Source organism: Gordonia sputi NBRC 100414 (assembly GCF_000248055.1).
Classification (GTDB): Bacteria; Actinomycetota; Actinomycetes; order Mycobacteriales; family Mycobacteriaceae; genus Gordonia; species Gordonia sputi.
Window position 1 is genome coordinate 42,246 of sequence record NZ_BAFC01000072.1, and the last position, 18,062, is coordinate 60,307.

Genomic DNA, 18,062 nt, shown 5'->3' on the forward strand with positions numbered 1-18,062 from the left:
TGGTGGGGCTTGATGAGAGTTGGTGGGGCTTGATGCGCCGGTTCTTCAGGTTCGCACTGCTGCTCGTCGGCTGGGCCATGGTGGTCGCAGTCGGTGTCGCGGTCTGGCTGCACTACTCTCGCTCGCGCGGTGAACTGACCATCTTCCTCACCAGCGCGGTGCCGTTCGCGATCGTGCCCGGAGTGCTCGCCGTCGTCGTGTTCGTCGTGTTCCGACGCTGGTTGACTCTGCCGGTGGCGATCGCCGCGGTACTGGCGTTGTGCTTCACACAGTTGCCGTTGTGGGTCGGGCAGTCGCCGCCCGCGGGGGAGCGGTTCACCGTGCTGACGGCCAACCTGCTGTTCGGCGGCGCCGACGTCGACCAACTTGCCGATGTGGTGACGCGCGAAGGCGTCGATTTCGCGTCGTTTCAGGAGGTGACGCCCGAGTCGCTCACGCGATTGCAGGCCAGTGGTGTCGGCCGGGAGTTGCCGTACTCGTATGCTTCGCCCGGCACGCTCGCGATGGGAACCGCGATCTTCAGTCGTACGCCGCTGACCGGGCAGGGAGAGATCGATCCGAACACCGCGCTGCACAATCTGAAGGCGCGCACCGATCTGCCCGGCGCACGCGACACCCAGGTGTTCGCGATGCATCCAGGAGCCCCGTTGCGAGGCCGCACGGATGTCTGGGTACGCGACATGGGCCTGCTGCACGCTCGGATGCAGTCGATTCCGGCGGGGCGGGCAATCATGGCGGGCGACTTCAACGCGACGTGGGATCAGGTGCGCTACCGCGACTTCCTCCAGAACGGATTCGCCGACACCACAGAGCAATCCGGCGCGGGTTTCGTGCCCACCTATCCGACGGACAAGTGGGGCGGCACGCCGTTCCTCGCGCTCGATCACGTCGTCGTCCGCGGATTCATCGCGTCGTCGGTTGATACCTTCGACCTCCGCGGTTCCGATCACCGGGGCGTGGTGGTATCACTGGTTGCATCATGACGACCATCTCCCAACGGCTGCGCGAGGCAACCGCCGTCGCACACCAGCAGGCCGAGAGTGCCACCTTCATCGACGATCTGCTGTCGGGCCGCCTCGACGCCGACCAGTACGGACGGCTGGCAGCGCAGTTGTACTTCGTCTACCGCGCGCTCGAAGAGGTCGGCTCGGCGTTGGCCGGAGACCCGATTGCCGACGCCGTGCTCGACGACCGCCTGCGTCGGACCGAAAGGCTCCGCTCCGACCTCGTCGCACTCGGGATCGACCCGGAGATGATCACGCCACTGCCTGCCGTGCAACGGTATGTCGACACGATCGAGGCGACGGTCCACGACCCGGCACGGTACGTCGCGCACCACTACACGCGGTACCTCGGCGATCTGTCGGGCGGACAGGTTGTCGCTCATCGCATGCGCGAACACTACGGCCTCGACGCGTCGACGCTGAGTTTCTACGCGTTCGACGGCATCGACAAGCTCAAGCGCTACAAGGACGCCTATCGCGACCGGATCGATGCGCTCGACATCGACGAGGACGACGTCGACAACCTTGTGGCGGAAGCGATCTCGGCGTTCGAGTTGAATCAGGAACTGTTTGCCGATCTCGACGGGGACGCGACCGCAGCGTGATCTATCCCGGAGGCCCGGTCAGTACACCACTGCTTGTATGAGCAGGCCTGCGGCGACGGAGAACACCGCGCACAAGAGCATCGGCACCAGGAACGAGCCGTTGATCAGGAATGAGCCCTGCTTGGTCGACCCGGTCTTGTCGGTCAGGATGCAGGCTTGGCCGAGGCCACTCATCGACGCGAGTACGTTGTTGCCGACCGTGGCGCCGAGCATGCCAGCCATAGGTCCGACACCCAGACCTGCCGTGAGTGCCGCCGGGACGATGATCGCGACGGTTGCCGACTGACTCTGGATCAGCGCTGTCAACGCGAACAGGATGAAGGCGAAGAGCACGACGGACAGCCCGATGGCACTGTTGACGAACGAGACGATCTCGTCTGTGTGGTCGTTGAAAATGGTGCCCGCCAGTACCGGCACCGTGGTCAGCAACAGTGCCGCGATCAGGCCGGTACCGATGATGTCTTCCTCCAGCACTCGCTTCGTCTTGATCTTGCAGACGATCATGATCAAACCGGCGACGGCGAACATGATGATCGGGATCAGGAAGGTCATCGACACGGTCGCCTCTTCAAAGGTCCCGTCGGACAGCGACTTCTCGTAGTGCGGGCGCAGAGACTGGAACAGTCCCAGTACGACACCGATGATCACGCCGACCAGGAAGATGTAGGCGCTCCACGCCGCTCGCGGCGGCAGCTCGCGATCGACCTCCTCGCCGGCCGGCCTGGGTGGTTCCACCTCGCCGGCCGCCAAGCGCCGCTGATACTCCGGGTCGTCGTCGAGATTCTTCCCCCACCGCGACATGAGCAACGAAGTCAGGATCGTCGCGATGAGTGTGCTGGGGACGGTGACGAGCAGAATCTTGCCCAGAGTGTTGCCCGTGCCCTCGGTCAGTGTGAGGAAGATGTACGTCACCGCTGCCACCGGGCTGGCCAGCAGTGCGAGTTGGGAGACGGTGGTTGCCGTCGAGAGGATTCGTTCCGGCCGGATCTTGGCCGCGTACGAGACCTCGTACATGATCGGGATCAGCGCGAAGGCGATGTTGCCGGTACCTGACAGCACGGTGAACAGCCACACCACCAGCGGTCCGACGACGGGTATCTGTGTGGGATGGGCCCGCAACGCCTTCTCGGCGATGCCGACGAGATAGTCCATGCCGCCGGCCGCAGACATCGCTGCACTGGCCGAAATAACCGCCAGCACAATGAAAATGGCGGTCAGCGGTGGGGATGCCGGCCGCAGACGCATGAACTCGACGAGGATGAAAACCGAGACGCCGGACATACCGATGAGCGCCATCGGGCCGTACTTGGCTCCTAGTGCCAAAGGGATCAGAAACAGCAGGATCTGGACGATGACGTATAGCGCGTACACGGGTGTTTCCTCCGGCCGGGCACACGGCCGCGGGCATGGGTATGTGGCTGGAGTCGAGCCACTTGAGCTCAATTCGAGATGCATGATCTTGTGTTGTTCACACACCATAAGACCAATCGCCATGGGGAATAGGCCGATCCCTTGGCGAGGCGCGGAATCGCATTGAATTGGTCACGAATCCGCGGCTGTCCGAGTCGCAGGAGTCAACGATGTTGTGCGCGTATGTATTTCGTGCCGATTGGATTTATGAATTAATTCAAATGATTCGCCGAGTGCACTCGACCCATCCACGGGATTCGGTCACGAGTTTCCTTTTCTGGCATACAGACAAAGACGCCTATTGCGCGGCAGGTCTGACCAGGCCGGTGCGGTCAAGGAGTTCGCCGCGGAAGGATGGTCGGTGGACGGGGCGGTCGCACTCGTCGTCGGACTCACGCTCGGTGCGGTCTTCGTTGCGCGTCAACGACGGCTCGACGACCCGATGATCGACCTCGACCTCTTCGACGATCGGCGCTTCACTGTGTCGATCTGGACCAACGTCGTGTGTATGTTCGCGCTGCTCGGGAACTCGATCATCGTGACGCAGTATCTGCAGTCGGTGCTCGGCTACTCGCCGCTGAAGGCCGCGCTGTGGAGTATCGCGCCCAGCGCGTTGGTCGCTGTGGCCGCACCACTGGCAGCCGTCGCCTCGGTGCGATGGGGCAGACCGACGGTGATGATCGCCGGATTGCTGACAGGAGCAGCAGGATTCGGGGTGCTCGCGGGATTGCTCGGGGTGCACACGCTTCTCGTCGCACTGATCGGGTCGACGTTGCTCGCGACGGGGATCGTTTCGGCATCGTCGCTGATCGCCGACTACGTGATGGGTGTCGCGCCTGCCGACCGTGCGGGTGCGACGTCGGGGCTGTTGGAGACGTCGAGCGAACTCGGTGGAGCGGTCGGTATCGCGCTGCTCGGAAGTGTGCTGAACCTGGTGTATCGCATGGCTTTTCCGGCGCAGCCGGCAGTCGGGGAGGCGGGCACGAGCCTCGCGGGCGCAACGGCAACCGCGCGACATCTCGACGAGGACCGGGCATCGAGTGTGCTCGATGCCGCCCGCGGAGCTTTCGTCGATGGGGCGTCGGCCGCGGCGTGGGTTGGCTGCGGAGTGCTTCTGGCCACGGCGCTGCTCGTGGTCTGCATGACGACGACGTCGGACATGCAGGCCACCGACAAGAGCGTGAACGAACAGGTGGGGTGACTCAGGAGCAGTGACAGCTCAGGAGCAGTGACTCAGAAGACTTCGATCTTGACGCCGACGTCGACGATCATGTCGGTGCGGCTGTCGGAGCTGTGTGCGAGTTCGATGAGTCGCTGGGTCTCGCCGTGGGGCACCTGCTTGCGTACGACGGCCTTGATCCCGTCGATGCTGATGCGGTCACCTGGCACGAGATCTTCAACAAAAAGCATGCGGGTCATGACCAAGAGATTACGTGTAGTTGGCACTTGGTGTGAGGGTACGAAGGCCCCATTACCCGCTGTGAAGTGCATCACCAGGGCAGCAGAGTTAGCCCGCGTTGGTGGTGCAGTGACTGAAGATCACCTTCGGCGAACCACCCGTCAGCCTCGTGGTGGCTGCGTCGCTGGCGGCCTGTTCGGTTGTAGCCCACGCCCATCCCCACGACAGGTCGGTCTGGGATTGCACGATGGCGCCGCAGGCGTTGCGCCACCAGATGGCCGCCTGGCAACTCGAAACCCCGCACTGATCGAGAGCTTGACGCTCGGCGTCCGCCCGCGTCAGCGAGTTGACGGCATAACCGATCTGGTTGGTCTGCGTCGACACCGCGATGGCGCCGTAATAGTCGATGGCTGTGGTGGTGGGGGCTGCGGGCGGAGGGAGGACGGGATTGGCCGTCGAATCGTAGTCGCGGGTGGTCGGCGCGCTGTAGTCATCGGTCGTCGTGGTCGTGGTACTCGTCGACGACGCGACGGTCGACGAGTCGTCGGAGCGATTGGATGCCCAGATCACCACGCCGACCACCGCAACGATCGCGAGTATCACCAGCACACCCACGGCCGCGAGAATGGCGACGAGCGTGCCGTTCCCGCGCCGTGGAGGCTGCGGGGGTCCCCCGAATCCTCCGGCTCCCGGACCACCGGGACCGAACGGATACGGGCCCTGCGGTGGTGGGCCCTGGGGAGGAGGACCTTGCGGCGGCCACGGTCCGTTCGGTCCCGATCCGGGGTAGGTCATGCGAACAGCATTGCACGGCGTCGTCCGTGCGCCGATGCCGAGTTCGGTTGTCGGCGTCGGGGTCTGGCCGTGTGAATGACGCCAGAACGCACAGTCGATGACTCCCGACGCACACCGCCCGCCCGACGAGTCGTCGGGCGGGCGGTGTGCGGTGCTGTTGTGCTGGGACTCAGCAGTCGTAGTACAGCGCGAACTCGTAGGGGTGCGGGCGGATCTGGACCGGCTCGATCTCGTTCTCACGCTTGAGCGCGATCCAGGTCTCGATCAGGTCCTCGGTGAACACTCCACCGGCGGTGAGGTATTCGTGATCCTCTTCGAGCTTGTCGATGACGGCGCTCAGCGAGGTCGGTGCCTGCGGGATGCTCTTGGCCTCCTCCGGAGGAAGCTCGTAGAGATCCTTGTCGACGGGCTCGTGCGGCTCGATCTTGTTCTTGATGCCGTCGAGTCCGGCCATCATCATCGCGGCGAAGGCGAGGTACGGGTTGCCCGAGCTGTCGGGGCAGCGGAACTCGAGGCGCTTGGCCTTCGGGGTGTTGCCCGTGATCGGGATACGCACACAGGCCGACCGGTTGCGCTGGCTGTAGACCAGGTTGATCGGAGCCTCGTAGCCCGGCACCAGACGCTTGTAGGAGTTGACGGTCGGGTTGGTGAACGCCAGCAGCGACGGAGCGTGGTGCAGGATGCCGCCGATGTAGTAGCGAGCCAGATCCGACAGGCCCGCGTAGCCGGCCTCGTCGTGGAACAGCGGCTTGCCGTCCTTCCACAGCGACTGGTGAGCGTGCATGCCCGAGCCGTTGTCTCCGAAGAGCGGCTTCGGCATGAAGGTGACCGACTTGCCGTTCGCCCATGCGGTGTTCTTGATGATGTACTTGAACAGCAGCACGTCATCGGCTGCGTGGAGCAGCGTGTTGAACTTGTAGTTGATCTCGGCCTGGCCGCCGGTGCCCACCTCGTGGTGGCCACGCTCGAGCTCGAAGCCCGCGTTGGTCAGGTTGGTCGACATCTCGTCGCGCAGGTCGACGTAGTGGTCGTACGGCGCCACCGGGAAGTAGCCGCCCTTGGGGCGCACCTTGTAACCGAGGTTCGGCGAGCCGTCGGGGTCGACGGGCGAACCGGCATTCCACCAGCCCGACTCGGACTCGACCTCGTAGTAGGTGCCGTTCATCTCCGAGCCGTAGGACACGCCGTCGAAGATGTAGAACTCGGCCTCAGCACCGAAGAAGCAGGTGTCGGCGATGCCGGTGGAGGCCAGGTAGTCCTCGGCCTTACGGGCGACGTTACGCGGGTCGCGGCTGTAGGCCTCACGAGTGAACGGGTCGTGGACGAAGAAGCTGACGTTCATCGTCTTGGCCTTGCGGAAGGGATCGATCTGAGCAGTTGCCGGGTCGGGCAGCAGCATCATGTCCGACTCGTTGATGGACTGGAATCCACTGACAGACGAACCGTCGAAGGCGAGGCCGTCTTCGAAGACGCTCTCGTCGAACGCCGTCGCCGGGATGGAGAAGTGCTGCATCACGCCGGGCAGGTCGCAGAATCGGATGTCGACGTACTCGACACCTTCCTTCTTGATGCCCTCGAGTAGTTCTTCTTTGCTGCTGTACACCGTGCGGTGACTCCTTCACTATTTCGCCGGCGGGTGGCCACGAGACGGTCACCCGACACGCTCGTCCGCCACCGAGAGACAGCAGCGGATCTCAGCTCAGACCGTATGGATCGGACGTTGCCCGCGCGTCAAGGACGTGTTTCTCCTGTGTTACACACCGCGGACGTGGGACACCATAACTATTCCTGATTCCGGCCTTGCGCGCGTGGTGAATCTGACCACTCGTCGACCATGCGTACCGATGCTCGACGGTGAGCGCCGGTGCCGTCGTGTGCGGGGCTGCCGGTGCCCTCCTGTGCGGGGCATACACTGACGTGCAGAGACGAGCGCGCTGCACCGCTCGTCGGGCGTAAATTCCGGCGGGGTTCACCCCGTCGGCGGACGAGGAGAGAGGGTGCCTGCGATGGGTCGCGCTACCGGATCATGGCTGTCGGGGCCGCAGGCCGGCCAGGACGTCGACGTCGAATACCGTGGCGCCGACCTCGGGCTTCCCGAGACCGGTCCGGGTTCGCTCGCGGGTGGCTGGCATCGCGTCGCCGGATTGATGGTCGACTGGCTGATCGCGGGTGGACTCTCGTTGTTGTTCGTCCGCTTCGGTTCACCCGACATGGGCACGGTCATCCTGGCGGTGTGGTTTGTCGTCGGTGTCGTCACGGTGACGTTGTTCGGCTTCACGCCGGGGCAATTCGCCGTGGGTACACGGGTGGCCCGCGTCGACTACGGCCCCGATCGCACCTCCGCGGAGGTCAGCGGCTCCGAGCACTTCGCGGCAGTGGGCCCGATCCGTGCGCTGGCGCGCCAGGTGCTCATCGTGTTCATCGTGCCCGCGCTCATGAACGACTACAACGGCCGCGCGCTGCATGATCGCGCGACCGGCACGGCGATGATCAGGACCCGCTGAGCTCTGCCGTCGCCTCTGTGCGAATCCGATCGAACTGGGCGCCCATCGCCTCGGACAGTGCGACTGCCGCTGACAGTGGCCGCACCATCACCGTGAAGTCGACGATTCTGCCGTCGTCGTCGAGGCGGAGGAAGTCGCAACCGGACACGGTCTTGCCCGACACCTTTGCCAAAAGCAGTGCATGGTGGTGGTGCGGACCGCCTCAGCTACGACGACGCGCGGTGCGCTGCATGCTGCGCGTCTTCGCGTTCGCGGGCAGCGGGCCCTTCGGCATCGCGGGTCCGGAGCCGCGGCTGCTCAACGCGCTGAGCCGCCCTTCGAGGGCGTCGATGCGCTTGCCGTCGATGTTGCGGGGCAGCTTGTTGAGGTGGCGTTCGAGCTTGGAAAGCGGTACCTGGTCGTCGTCGTTGCCGACGTACACCTCATAGATGGGGGTGTCGCCGACGACGCGTGCAGCCTTCTTCTTCTCCTGTGCCAGCAGCGAGCGCACCCGTGTGGGAGAACCCTCGGCGACCAGGATCACGCCGGGCTTGCCGATCACGCGATGCACGGCGTCGAGATGGCTGGTGCCCGCGACGGCCTGGCTGACCCGCCACTGTCCGCGCATGTTGCCCAACGCCCAACCGGCCGCGCCGGGTTGTCCCTCGGCACGCGTGTACACGGTCTTCTGGACACGACGCCCGAACAGCACGAACGCGGCGAGCAGTCCGAGGATGACGCCGACCGGGATGAACAGCCACGGGCTACCGAGCACGAGACCGAGAACGACGAACACCGCGACGACCAGCAGGAAGACGCCGACCATGTACGGGATGAGCCGCTTGTCTTCTTTACGCTGCATCTGGAACGCCTGCCAGAGCTGCGTGTAACGCTCGCGCGAGGCCTTACGACGAGCCTTTTTCGCCGCGGCCTTTTCCTCTTTGCTTGCTGCAGACGCCTTTGCCATGCCCTCTAGGATACGTCCGACCACCGACCGGCACGCCGGGGGTTGGCCGAGCACTCAGGCGTCGGCGTTTGCGGCGCCGACGGGGTGGGCGCTCGTCGGAAATCAGTGCGCGAGGCGGGAGAGGACGCTCGACGCTTCCTGGCTCGCCGACCCCTCGGTGGCGAGATGAGCCATCGCGGCGGGGATTTCGCGGCCGTGGTGAGCCATCGCCTGCGCGTAGAGTCGCCCGGCGCGGTACGACGAGCGGACCAGCGGTCCGGCCATCACACCGGCGAATCCGACCTCGCGCGCGAAGTCGGAATGCTCGACGAACTCCTCCGGCTTCACCCACCGCTCGACGGGATGGTGCCGCGGCGAGGGGCGCAGGTACTGCGTGATGGTGAGGATGTCGCAGCCCGCCTCGTGTAGGTCGACGATGGACTCGCGGACCTCTTCGGGTGTCTCGCCCATGCCGAGGATCAGATTCGACTTGGTGACGAGCCCGAAATCGCGAGCCTGGGTGAGGACGTCGAGGGAGCGCTCGTACCGGAACGCGGGCCGGATGCGCTTGAAGATGCGGGGGACGGTCTCGAGATTGTGTGCCAGCACCTCGGGACGTGCGTCGAATACCTCGTCGAGGAGCTCGGGCTTGGCGTGGAAATCGGGGATCAGGTTCTCGACGCCGGTGCCGGGGTTGAGGCGGTGGATGGCTCGCACGGTCTCGGCGTAGAGCCAGGCGCCCTCGTCGGGGAGGTCGTCGCGTGCGACGCCGGTGATCGTCGAGTACCGCAGGCCCATCGCCTGCACACTCTCGGCAACGCGGCGGGGTTCGTCGCGGTCGAGTTCTGCCGGCTTACCGGTGTCGATCTGGCAGAAGTCGCAGCGTCGGGTGCACTGTTCGCCACCGATCAGGAAGGTGGCCTCGCGGTCTTCCCAGCACTCGTAGATGTTGGGGCATCCCGCTTCTTCGCAGACCGTGTGCAGCCCTTCGCGTTTCACGAGTCCCTTGAGCTCCGAATATTCGGGGCCCATCGTCGCGCGCGTCTTGATCCACTTGGGTTTGCGTTCGATCGGGGTCTGCGCGTTGCGGACCTCGAGACGCAGCAGCTTGCGGCCGTCGGGGGCGGTGGGTGTGGAGGCTTGTGAATCAGACACGGTCACCGCACCGATGCTACGCCCGGCTCGACGGTCGACTGCGGGTCCGTTACACCGATCACATCGGCGCCGACGTCGCGGTGGTCGAACGCCGAGCGCACCGCGTCGACGACGTCGACGAGCACTTCGTCGACGGTGATTTCGTGGCCCGCTTCCAGCGCGAGCGAGGTGACGCCGGCGTCGGCGATGCCGCAGGGGACGATGGCGTCGAATGCGCTCATGTCGGGGTTCACGTTGAGTGCGAACCCGTGCAGGGTGATTCCGCGCGCCACGCGGATACCGATCTGGCCGAGTTTGCGTTCGCCCGCGTCGTCGCTGACCCACACTCCCGACCGGCCGTCGACGCGTCCGGCGGTGACGCCGAACCGCGCACAGACCGCGATCAGCGCCGACTCGATGCGTCGTACGTAGTCGACGACGTCGAGCGGCTGCGCGAGAGCGACGATCGGGTAGCCCACGAGCTGGCCGGGGCCGTGCCAGGTGATGCGCCCACCGCGGTCGACGTCGACGACGCTCGCGCCGTTCGTCGGCAGGTCGGACGGCTCAGTGCGTTTGCCCGCCGTGTACGTGGAGGGGTGTTCGAGTAACAGGAGGAGGTCGTGGTCGAGCGTGCCGTCGGCACGCTCGGCAGCGAGTGCGTGTTGGGTCTCGTACGCGTCTTGATAGTCGACGACGCCGAGGGTGCGTACCTCGAAAGGAGTCTCAGAATCCGTACGGATGGATTCGCGTGGCATGGGGAGCCCTACCGATTCGCGTAGGCCAGTCCGGAGTCGATGTCCGGGTGGGTGAAGGTGAAGTCGTTGTCGCTGAGCACTCCTGGTGCAACGCGCTGACTGAACAGAATCATTTCCTGCGCCATCTCGCCGCCCACGAACTTCGCGGCAAAACCGGGCACTCGCGCGAGTGTCGGACGGTGCACGGCCCGACCGAACGCCGACACGAAGTCGGCGAACGGTACTGCGCCGGGAGCCGCGAGGTTCACCGGTCCACTGATCGTCGACGAGAGGAGAAACTCGATGGCGCGGATCTCGTCGACAAGCGTGATCCAGGAAAAGTATTGGCGCCCACTCCCGATGGTGCCGCCGAGGCCGAGTTTGAACAGAGGCCGCAGCTTGGCGAGCAGCCCGCCGGAGCCGGAGAGCACCGGAGCTGTGCGCAACAACACGACGCGAGTGTTCTCGCCCGCGTTGCGCACCGCTGCGTCCTCCCAGTCGACGACGAGGTCGGCGAGGAAACCGCTTCCCGGGCCGTCGGACTCGATCGCCGCGTGTTCGCCGGTGTCGCCGTAGTAGCCCGACGCACTGGCGCTGAGAAAGGTGGGGACTCCCGCCTTCCGCACGGCTTCGGCGATCACCTCGGTCGGAGTGATCCGGGTGTCGCGCAGCTCCTGTTTGAACCGACCCGTCCACAACTGGTTGCCCACCCCGACCCCGCCGAGACTGACCACGGCGTCGACACCGTCGAGGGCTTCGGTTGGGACCCCGAGAGTCTCGGGGTCCCAACCGAATTCGTCGTCGGACAGTGGTTCGTGACGAACCAGGCGTCGGACAGTGTGGCCGGCATCGGTCAGCGAGGTGACCAGAGCCGAACCGATCAGCCCGTGGGAACCCGCGACGGCAATCAGCATGCGAGCCTTACAGCCCGAGTTCCGCTGCGAACTCGCCCTCTTCGAGGCGCTTCTTGATGGTCGTCAGGAAGCGGCCCGCGTCGGCGCCGTCGATGAGGCGGTGATCGTAGGTCAGCGGGAAGAACGACATCGAGCGGACCGCGATCGACTCCGAACCGTCGTCGCCGGTGATCACGACCGGACGCTTGACGATCGCGCCCGTGCCGAGCATCGCTGCCTGCGGCGGAACGAGGATCGGTGTGTCGAAGAGCGCGCCCTGGCTGCCGATGTTGGTGATGGTGAACGTGCCACCCGCGAGCTCGTCGGGCTTGAGGCCGTTCGAGCGAGCGCGTGCCGCGATGTCGGCGATGGCACGCGCCAAACCGGCGAGCGAGAGGTCGTCGGCGTTGTGGATCACCGGGGACAGCAGTCCGTTCTCGGTGTCGACGGCGATTCCGAGATGCACCTTGTCGTAGTAGGTGATCTCCTTCTTCTCCTCGTCGATCGACGCGTTGACGTTCGGGTGCGCCTTGAGCGCCTCGACGACGGCCTTCGCGATGAACGGCAGGTAGGTGAGGTTCACACCCTCGGCCGCCTTGAACGACTCCTTGGCAGCCTTGCGCAGGGTCGCGACCTTCGACATGTCGATCTCGAAGACCTGGGTCAGCTGTGCGCTCTCCTGTAGGGACTCGCGCGTCTTCTTCGCCGTGATCTGCCGGATGCGGTTGATCTTCTGCGTGGTTCCACGCAGCTTGGCGAGCTCGGGGCGGACCTCGGGTCCGTGGCCCGACGGGCTCGACGCCGCGGCAGCAGCCGGCGTCGACGACGCGGCAGGAGCAGCAGCGGGTGCGGGAGCCTTCTTGGCCTCTGCCGCCGCGAGCACGTCCTGCTTGCGGATACGGCCTCCGACACCGGTGCCCTTGATGGAGTTGAGGTCGATGTCGTTGTCGGAGGCCAAATTACGGACCAGTGGGGTCACGTACGGCGTGGATTCGACGGTCGGTGGATCGGAGGGTTCCTTGGCCGCGGGGGCGGTGCTGGCCTTGGCGGGCTCGGGTTCCGGAGCAGCCTTTTCGGGCTCTGGCTCCGGTTGGGGCTCGGACTCTGCCTTGGCGGGCTCGGACTCCGGCTCGGGTTCGGGCTCGGGAGTTGCGCCGGCCGCGGACTTGTCGCCGATGACCGCGAGCTTGCCGCCGATCTCGACGACATCGTCTTCGTTGGCGACGATCTCGATCAGTGTGCCCGCGACAGGAGATGGGATCTCGGTGTCGACCTTGTCGGTGGAGACCTCGAGAAGCGGCTCATCTTCGGCGACCTCGTCGCCGACCTGCTTGAGCCAGTTGGTGACGGTGCCTTCGGTGACCGACTCACCGAGCTCCGGCATGAGGACATCGGTTCCGGATGTCGATCCGCTCGGCGCCGCCTGCGCGACGGGCTTCTCGGCGGGGGCGTCGGCGTCGGTTGACGGCGCCTCGGGCTCCTGCTCTGGTTCTGCGGCCTGCTCGGGCTCGGTGCCGGCAGCCGAATCGGAATCGCCCGACGAATCGGAATCATCCGACGGTGCTTCTTCGCCCGCTTCGCCGATGACTGCCAGTTCGCCGCCGATCTCGACGACGTCGTCTTCATGGGCGACGATCTTCGTCAGCACACCTGATGTCGGAGCGGGGATTTCCGTGTCGACCTTGTCGGTGGAGACTTCGAGCAATGGCTCGTCGGCCTCGACGGTGTCTCCCTCCTCCTTCAGCCACCGCGTGACTGTTCCTTCGGTGACGCTTTCACCAAGGGCTGGCATCTGGACGGAGAAGGCCATCGTTGTTGACTCCTCGACTCGACATACGTGTCTGGGTTATGTGTGGTCTGTCGCGGTGGTGTGTGCGCCTCCGGGACACGGGCGTCGGCGGGTGGCCGATGCCCACGCGCTAAACCCTACCCGCCACCGGCCCGCGCCATGTGGCGTGTCGACGCAACTGCGTTGGCGAGTCGGGGACGGTGGCGGATAGGGGTGCGCTCAGCCGTTCTCGGCGATGTCCTCGATCACGCGCGCGATGGTGCGGACCGGGACGCCGGTTCCGCCCTTGGGGGTGTAACCCCACGGTGCTCCGGAGTTGAAAGCCGGTCCGGCGACGTCGATGTGGGCCCACTGCACGCCGTCGGCGACGAACTCCTTCAGGTACAGGCCCGCGGCGAGCATGCCGCCGTTGCGGTGGTTGGTGACGTTGGCGAGGTCGGCCACTCGCGACTTCAGGTCGGTGCGTAGCTCCGCGGCGAGCGGCATCGGCCACGCGTTCTCGCCGACTTCCTGCGAGAGTTCGGCGACGCGGTCGCGGAACTCCTCGGTGCCCATCACACCCGGTGTACGTGCCCCGAGTGCGACCATCTGGGCGCCGGTGAGCGTCGCGGTGTCGATGAGGTAGTCGGGTTCGTCCTCGCATGCGCGCACGATCGCGTCGGCAAGGACCAGGCGGCCCTCGGCGTCAGTGTTCAAGACCTCGACGGTGGTTCCGCCGTACTGGGTGAGTACGTCGCCGGGGCGCTGCGCGGTACCCGACGGCATGTTCTCGGCCATCGGCACGGTCGCAGTGACCGAGACGTCGACGTCGAGGCGAGCGGCCAGGATGGTGGCCGCGATGACGGCGGCGGCACCTCCCATGTCGGAGGTCATGTGATCCATGTTGGCTGCGGGTTTGATCGAGATGCCGCCGGTGTCGAAGGTGATCCCCTTGCCGACGAGGGCCACCTTTTTGGCGTCCTTCTTTCCCGTGTGCGTCAGCCGGACCAGTCGCGGCAGGCGTGAACTGCCCTTGCCGACGCCGATGATGCCGCCGTACCCGCCCTTCTCCAGCTCCGTGTCGTCGAGGATCTCGACCTTCAAGCCGACTCTGCTACCGAGATAGCGTGCGCGCTCGGCGAACTCTTCCGGGTAGAGGTGGCTCGGCGGGGTGTTGACGAAGTCGCGGGCGATCGCGGTGGCATCAGCGACGGCGACGGCGTGGTCGAGTTGCGCGGTGGCGGTTTTGCCGGTGTTCTCGACGAGCAGGCGCACCGTGGTCGGCGGAGTCTTTGTGGGAAGCGTTTTGGCGGAACGGAATTCGTCGAACCGGTATGCGCCAAGGAAGAAGCCCTCGGCGACGGGCTCGATGCCTCCGGCGGCGAGAGTGGTGGCGACTCGCTCGCGACCGTTCAGTGCACGGGCCACGATGCCCGCGGCCTGGCGGAGCTTCTCGGGATTCTCGACGTCGTCGGACGAGCCGAGGCCGACGGCCACCACGGCGTCGACGCCGAGCGACTCAGGTGCGGGAACGGTGGCCACATCACCGTGTGCGCCGCTGGCGCCGACCGCGACGAGCGCATCGCTGACGGCCGACGCCTGCGCGTCGTCGAGGAGCCCGTCGCCGATGAACAGGGTGGGCGCCGCGTCGGAGTCCGTGTCCTTGGAGTCTGTGTTTTTGGAGTTCGGGTCCTCGGGGTTGGGACTCTCGGGTGATACGAGCCCGATGACGAGCACCTCGTCGTTCTTGTCGAGGGAGGTTGCCAGTTGGATCTTGGGACCGCGTGTCCGGTCGACGCTCTCGTTCTTACTCACCCGCTCAACTCTGCCACGTCATTCCGCGGACCGACACGATCTCCCCAGAGCGGGTCCGACACCGGCAACCCTGCTTAGAGTGACCCGATGAGCGTGGGTACGACGAGGCGCACCGGGCAGCGCGCGACGGCCGGGGTTGCCACACGTCGTCGTCGATGGTGGTTCGTCGCGGTGGTCGTGGTGGTGATCGCTGCCGGGGCGGTGGTCGTGGTGGTGATCGCTGCCGGGGCGGTGGTCGGACTACGCGCCGCTTCTGGCGACGACGATCCGCTCTCGCGTGCCGACGCGAAGGTCGGCGTGGGTTCGTCACGGCAGGCGTTCCCCGCGGTCGACACCAGCGGAGCGGATCCGGTGCGCGCGCGGATCGTCGACGTCGTGCACTCCGAGTACGACCGCAACGCGGCGGGCACGACGTACTCCGAGGGAGTCGACGAATCGTGGTGCGCCGACTTCGTCAGCACGGTGATGCGCAAAGCCGGTGTGCCGTTTGACAATCCGAACTCCGGATCATGGCGAATCCCCGGCGTCGCGACGCTGACCGATTATCTGCACGCGAGCGGGCGGTGGCGTCCGGCCTCGCGGGTGCCCGCCGCGGGCGACATCGTGCTCTACGACAAGCCCAGTCACTTTCGTCAGCACACGAACATCGTCGTCGCGCGTGACGGCAACGTCGTGACGACAGTGGGCGGCGCCGAAGCGCAGGGGATCACGGTCGACCACTTCGATCTGCGGACGGTCGAGGGCGTGCAGGGTTACGGCGTCCCCTGAGTCGGCCGTCGTGTCGTGCGAGGTGCGCGGGCTCGTCGTCGATCGGTAATCTGCGCGCATGACCGAATTGCTCGCCGGACCCATCGCCGACCGCCACTACGCACTCGGTGCCACCTTCGCCGAATTCGGTGGATGGCACATGCCCGTCTCGTATGCGGGCACCGTCGCGGAACACAACGCCGTCCGCGAGGCCGTCGGAATCTTCGATGTCAGTCATCTCGGCAAGGCGCTCGTGAAGGGTTCCGGCGCAGCAGATTTCGTCAACTCGACGCTGACTAACGACCTCGGGAAGATCCACGCGGGCAAGGCGCAGTACACCCTGTGCTGCAACGAGTCCGGGGGAGTGGTCGACGACCTCATCGCCTACCTCGTCTCCGACGACGAAGTGTTCCTGGTTCCCAACGCCGCGAACACCGCGAAGGTCGTCGCCGCGCTGCAGGCCGTCGCGCCCGACGGAATCGAGATCACCGACGCGCATCGTGACTACGCGGTCTTTGCCGTCCAGGGTCCGAAGAGTCCGGATGTGCTTGCCGCCGTTGGCCTTCCGACCGACATGGAGTACATGGCGTACGCGGATGCCGACCTCAAGACCGACGACGCGTCGTATCCGGTGCGGGTGTGCCGGACCGGATACACCGGCGAGCGTGGGTACGAGATCCTCCCGCGATGGAGCGATGCCGGCCCCGTGTTCGACGCTCTGCTCACCGAGGTGACCAACGCCGGAGGCCAGCCCGCCGGACTCGGCGCCCGTGACACGTTGCGCACCGAGATGGGCTACGCGTTGCACGGTCACGAACTCACCGAGCAGATCACGCCCAACCAGGCACGCAGCGGATGGGCGGTCGGGTGGGACAAGCCCGCGTTCTTCGGTCGCGACGCCCTCGTGGCGGAGAAGGAGGCAGGGCCGGCCCGACGCCTCTACGGACTCAAGGCAACAGGTCGCGGCGTTCCGCGCGCGGGGCTGACGGTGCTGGCAGGTCCGGGTGGCGAGACTGTCGGCGAGACGACGTCCGGGACGTTCTCTCCGACCCTCAAGCAGGGCATCGCGCTCGCGCTGATCGACACGGCGTCGGGCATCAAGAAGGGTGCGGAGGTCGTGATTGACGTCCGCGGGCGTGAGCTGACCTGCGAGGTGGTGATCCCGCCGTTCGTCGAGTCGCACGTGTGATCTCGACAAGCTCGATCAGCGGTGGGGCGTCGATCAGCGGTGGGGCGTCGATCAGCGGGTGATCTCGACAGGCTCGATCAGCGGGCGATCTCGACGGGCTCGATCAGCGGGTGATCTCGACAAGCTCGATCAGCGGGTGGGGCGTCTCGATCAGCGGGTGGGGCGTCTCGATGAGCGGGCGGGGCGTCTCGATCAGCGTGGGTGGTCGGTGAGGGTTGCTTTTCCTCGCGGCGTTACCATAGGCCAATGACCTTGCAGTTCACCCGTACCGAGCATCCCCATCCGGTGTCGGAATCCCGTCGGGCGGAGATCCTCTCCGCGCCGGGATTCGGCAAGTACTTCACCGACAACATGGTGCTGGTGGACTACGACGTAGACCGCGGTTGGCACAGCGCGAAGGTCACGCCCTACGGACCGATCGCGCTCGATCCGTCGGCGATGGTTCTGCATTACGGACAGGAAGTCTTCGAGGGTCTGAAGGCGTATCGGCAGCCCGACGGTTCGATCGCCGCGTTCCGTCCGGAGGCCAACGCCCTGCGGCTGCAGCGTTCCGCTGAACGCCTCGCGATGCCGCCACTGCCGGTCGACGACTTCATCGAATCGCTGCGCGCGCTGTTGGACGCCGACAACGCATGGGTTCCGCCCGCCGGTGGCGAGGAATCGCTGTACCTGCGCCCGTTCATGTTCGCCTCGCAGGCGGGGCTGGGCGTCAACGCTCCGTCGTCGCAGTACGTCTACTCGGTGATCGGCTCGCCCGCGGGCGCCTACTTCTCCGGCGGGATCAAGCCGGTGAGCGTGTGGCTGTCGACCGAATACGTCCGCGCAGCACCCGGTGGCACCGGCGCCGCGAAGTGCGGCGGCAACTACGCCGCGGCCTTCCTGGCGCAGGCGCAGGCCACCGCGCAGGGCTGCGACCAGGTGGTCTGGCTCGACGCGGTGGAGCGTCGCTTCATCGAGGAGATGGGCGGCATGAACCTGTTCTTCGTGTTCGGTTCGGGAGCCGACGCGCGGTTGGTCACTCCGGAACTGTCCGGCTCGTTGCTGCCGGGTATCACGCGTGAATCGCTGCTCACCCTTGCGATCGACGCCGGGTTCTCCGTCGAGGAACGACGCATCTCCACCGAGGAACTCCGCAAGGGC

General features: G+C 65.9%; 17 protein-coding genes and 1 pseudogene. 7 read left to right on the forward strand and 11 right to left on the reverse strand.

The window, feature by feature from the left end; genetic code table 11:
• Positions 1-32: 32 nt before the first annotated feature.
• Together GOSPT_RS11995 and GOSPT_RS12000 are read left to right on the forward strand one after the other, a co-directional pair.
• Positions 33-983 carry an endonuclease/exonuclease/phosphatase family protein gene (locus GOSPT_RS11995; RefSeq protein WP_005206456.1) on the forward strand — a complete coding sequence of 317 codons (951 nt, stop codon included), beginning with the start codon at positions 33-35 and terminating at the stop codon, positions 981-983.
• Positions 980-1,609, forward strand: coding sequence for a biliverdin-producing heme oxygenase (locus GOSPT_RS12000; RefSeq protein ID WP_005206457.1), 630 nt, complete (start codon positions 980-982; stop codon positions 1,607-1,609). The genes GOSPT_RS11995 and GOSPT_RS12000 overlap by 4 nt, the downstream gene beginning before the upstream one ends.
• A gap of 18 nt (positions 1,610-1,627) precedes the next feature.
• On the opposite strand, the gene GOSPT_RS12005 is transcribed toward GOSPT_RS12000, so the two are convergent.
• A complete protein-coding gene (locus tag GOSPT_RS12005; protein ID WP_005206458.1) occupies positions 1,628-2,980 on the reverse strand; it encodes an anaerobic C4-dicarboxylate transporter family protein in 1,353 nt (450 codons plus the stop codon).
• Between the two features lie 400 nt (positions 2,981-3,380).
• On the opposite strand from GOSPT_RS12005, the gene GOSPT_RS12010 reads away from it, so the two are divergent.
• On the forward strand, positions 3,381-4,220 hold the full coding sequence (locus GOSPT_RS12010) for an MFS transporter (RefSeq protein WP_245548713.1): 840 nt from the start codon (positions 3,381-3,383) through the stop codon (positions 4,218-4,220).
• A 32-nt stretch (positions 4,221-4,252) separates the two neighbouring features.
• Here the strand turns inward: GOSPT_RS12010 and GOSPT_RS12015 are convergent, their stop codons facing one another.
• From GOSPT_RS12015 to glnA, 3 genes are all read right to left on the reverse strand, one after another.
• Entirely contained in the window at positions 4,253-4,438 is a 186-nt protein-coding gene (locus tag GOSPT_RS12015) for a hypothetical protein (protein WP_049698283.1), read from the reverse strand.
• A gap of 88 nt (positions 4,439-4,526) precedes the next feature.
• Complete coding sequence (locus GOSPT_RS12020; protein WP_005206461.1) at positions 4,527-5,213, reverse strand: DUF4189 domain-containing protein; 687 nt, start codon at positions 5,211-5,213, stop codon at positions 4,527-4,529.
• Positions 5,214-5,382: 169 nt separating this feature from the next.
• Positions 5,383-6,816, reverse strand: a complete 1,434-nt coding sequence (gene glnA, locus GOSPT_RS12025; RefSeq protein ID WP_005206462.1) for a type I glutamate--ammonia ligase — start codon at positions 6,814-6,816, stop codon at positions 5,383-5,385.
• Between the two features lie 403 nt (positions 6,817-7,219).
• Here glnA and GOSPT_RS12030 point away from each other — a divergent pair, with 403 nt between their 5' ends.
• Positions 7,220-7,717: an RDD family protein gene (locus GOSPT_RS12030; RefSeq protein ID WP_039855816.1), complete on the forward strand. Its 498-nt coding sequence runs from the start codon at positions 7,220-7,222 to the stop codon at positions 7,715-7,717.
• On the opposite strand, the pseudogene GOSPT_RS12035 reads toward GOSPT_RS12030, so the two are convergent.
• From GOSPT_RS12035 to GOSPT_RS12065, 7 genes and pseudogenes are all read right to left on the reverse strand, one after another.
• A pseudogene (locus GOSPT_RS12035) lies at positions 7,704-7,901 on the reverse strand (nuclear transport factor 2 family protein); the annotation flags it as partial. The gene GOSPT_RS12030 and the pseudogene GOSPT_RS12035 overlap by 14 nt on opposite strands.
• Positions 7,902-7,919: 18 nt before the next feature.
• Positions 7,920-8,663 carry a DUF4191 domain-containing protein gene (locus GOSPT_RS12040; protein ID WP_005206465.1) on the reverse strand — a complete coding sequence of 248 codons (744 nt, stop codon included), beginning with the start codon at positions 8,661-8,663 and terminating at the stop codon, positions 7,920-7,922.
• Positions 8,664-8,765: 102 nt separating this feature from the next.
• Complete coding sequence (gene lipA / locus GOSPT_RS12045) at positions 8,766-9,803, reverse strand: lipoyl synthase (RefSeq protein ID WP_005206466.1); 1,038 nt, start codon at positions 9,801-9,803, stop codon at positions 8,766-8,768.
• Complete coding sequence (lipB, locus tag GOSPT_RS12050) at positions 9,800-10,531, reverse strand: lipoyl(octanoyl) transferase LipB (protein WP_005206467.1); 732 nt, start codon at positions 10,529-10,531, stop codon at positions 9,800-9,802. The genes lipA and lipB overlap by 4 nt, the downstream gene beginning before the upstream one ends.
• A gap of 8 nt (positions 10,532-10,539) precedes the next feature.
• The gene (locus GOSPT_RS12055) at positions 10,540-11,424 is read right to left on the reverse strand and encodes a TIGR01777 family oxidoreductase (RefSeq protein WP_005206468.1); all 885 of its coding nucleotides are present in this window, start codon (positions 11,422-11,424) and stop codon (positions 10,540-10,542) included.
• Positions 11,425-11,431: 7 nt separating this feature from the next.
• On the reverse strand, positions 11,432-13,213 hold the full coding sequence (gene sucB, locus GOSPT_RS12060) for a 2-oxoglutarate dehydrogenase, E2 component, dihydrolipoamide succinyltransferase (protein ID WP_005206469.1): 1,782 nt from the start codon (positions 13,211-13,213) through the stop codon (positions 11,432-11,434).
• A 198-nt stretch (positions 13,214-13,411) separates the two neighbouring features.
• A complete protein-coding gene (locus GOSPT_RS12065; protein ID WP_005206470.1) occupies positions 13,412-14,986 on the reverse strand; it encodes a leucyl aminopeptidase in 1,575 nt (524 codons plus the stop codon).
• 87 nt (positions 14,987-15,073) lie between these two features.
• Here GOSPT_RS12065 and GOSPT_RS12070 point away from each other — a divergent pair, with 87 nt between their 5' ends.
• From GOSPT_RS12070 to GOSPT_RS12080, 3 genes are all read left to right on the forward strand, one after another.
• Positions 15,074-15,754, forward strand: coding sequence for a CHAP domain-containing protein (locus tag GOSPT_RS12070; protein WP_082933503.1), 681 nt, complete (start codon positions 15,074-15,076; stop codon positions 15,752-15,754).
• A 58-nt stretch (positions 15,755-15,812) separates the two neighbouring features.
• Complete coding sequence (gene gcvT, locus GOSPT_RS12075) at positions 15,813-16,922, forward strand: glycine cleavage system aminomethyltransferase GcvT (RefSeq protein WP_005206472.1); 1,110 nt, start codon at positions 15,813-15,815, stop codon at positions 16,920-16,922.
• 246 nt (positions 16,923-17,168) lie between these two features.
• Positions 17,169-18,062: branched-chain amino acid aminotransferase (locus GOSPT_RS12080; protein ID WP_005206473.1), on the forward strand; the 894-nt coding region annotated here is incomplete at its 3' end.

Coding starts and splice junctions, on each gene's coding strand:
- GOSPT_RS12070 (WP_082933503.1), top strand. CDS start 15,074: ATGAGCGTGGGTACGACGAGGCGCACCGGGCAGCGCGCGACGGCCGGG.
- GOSPT_RS12000 (WP_005206457.1), top strand. CDS start 980: ATGACGACCATCTCCCAACGGCTGCGCGAGGCAACCGCCGTCGCACAC.
- lipB (WP_005206467.1), bottom strand. CDS start 10,531: ATGCCACGCGAATCCATCCGTACGGATTCTGAGACTCCTTTCGAGGTA.
- sucB (WP_005206469.1), bottom strand. CDS start 13,213: ATGGCCTTCTCCGTCCAGATGCCAGCCCTTGGTGAAAGCGTCACCGAA.
- GOSPT_RS12015 (WP_049698283.1), bottom strand. CDS start 4,438: ATGACCCGCATGCTTTTTGTTGAAGATCTCGTGCCAGGTGACCGCATC.
- GOSPT_RS12020 (WP_005206461.1), bottom strand. CDS start 5,213: ATGACCTACCCCGGATCGGGACCGAACGGACCGTGGCCGCCGCAAGGT.
- GOSPT_RS11995 (WP_005206456.1), top strand. CDS start 33: ATGCGCCGGTTCTTCAGGTTCGCACTGCTGCTCGTCGGCTGGGCCATG.
- GOSPT_RS12040 (WP_005206465.1), bottom strand. CDS start 8,663: ATGGCAAAGGCGTCTGCAGCAAGCAAAGAGGAAAAGGCCGCGGCGAAA.
- gcvT (WP_005206472.1), top strand. CDS start 15,813: ATGACCGAATTGCTCGCCGGACCCATCGCCGACCGCCACTACGCACTC.
- GOSPT_RS12055 (WP_005206468.1), bottom strand. CDS start 11,424: ATGCTGATTGCCGTCGCGGGTTCCCACGGGCTGATCGGTTCGGCTCTG.
- GOSPT_RS12030 (WP_039855816.1), top strand. CDS start 7,220: ATGGGTCGCGCTACCGGATCATGGCTGTCGGGGCCGCAGGCCGGCCAG.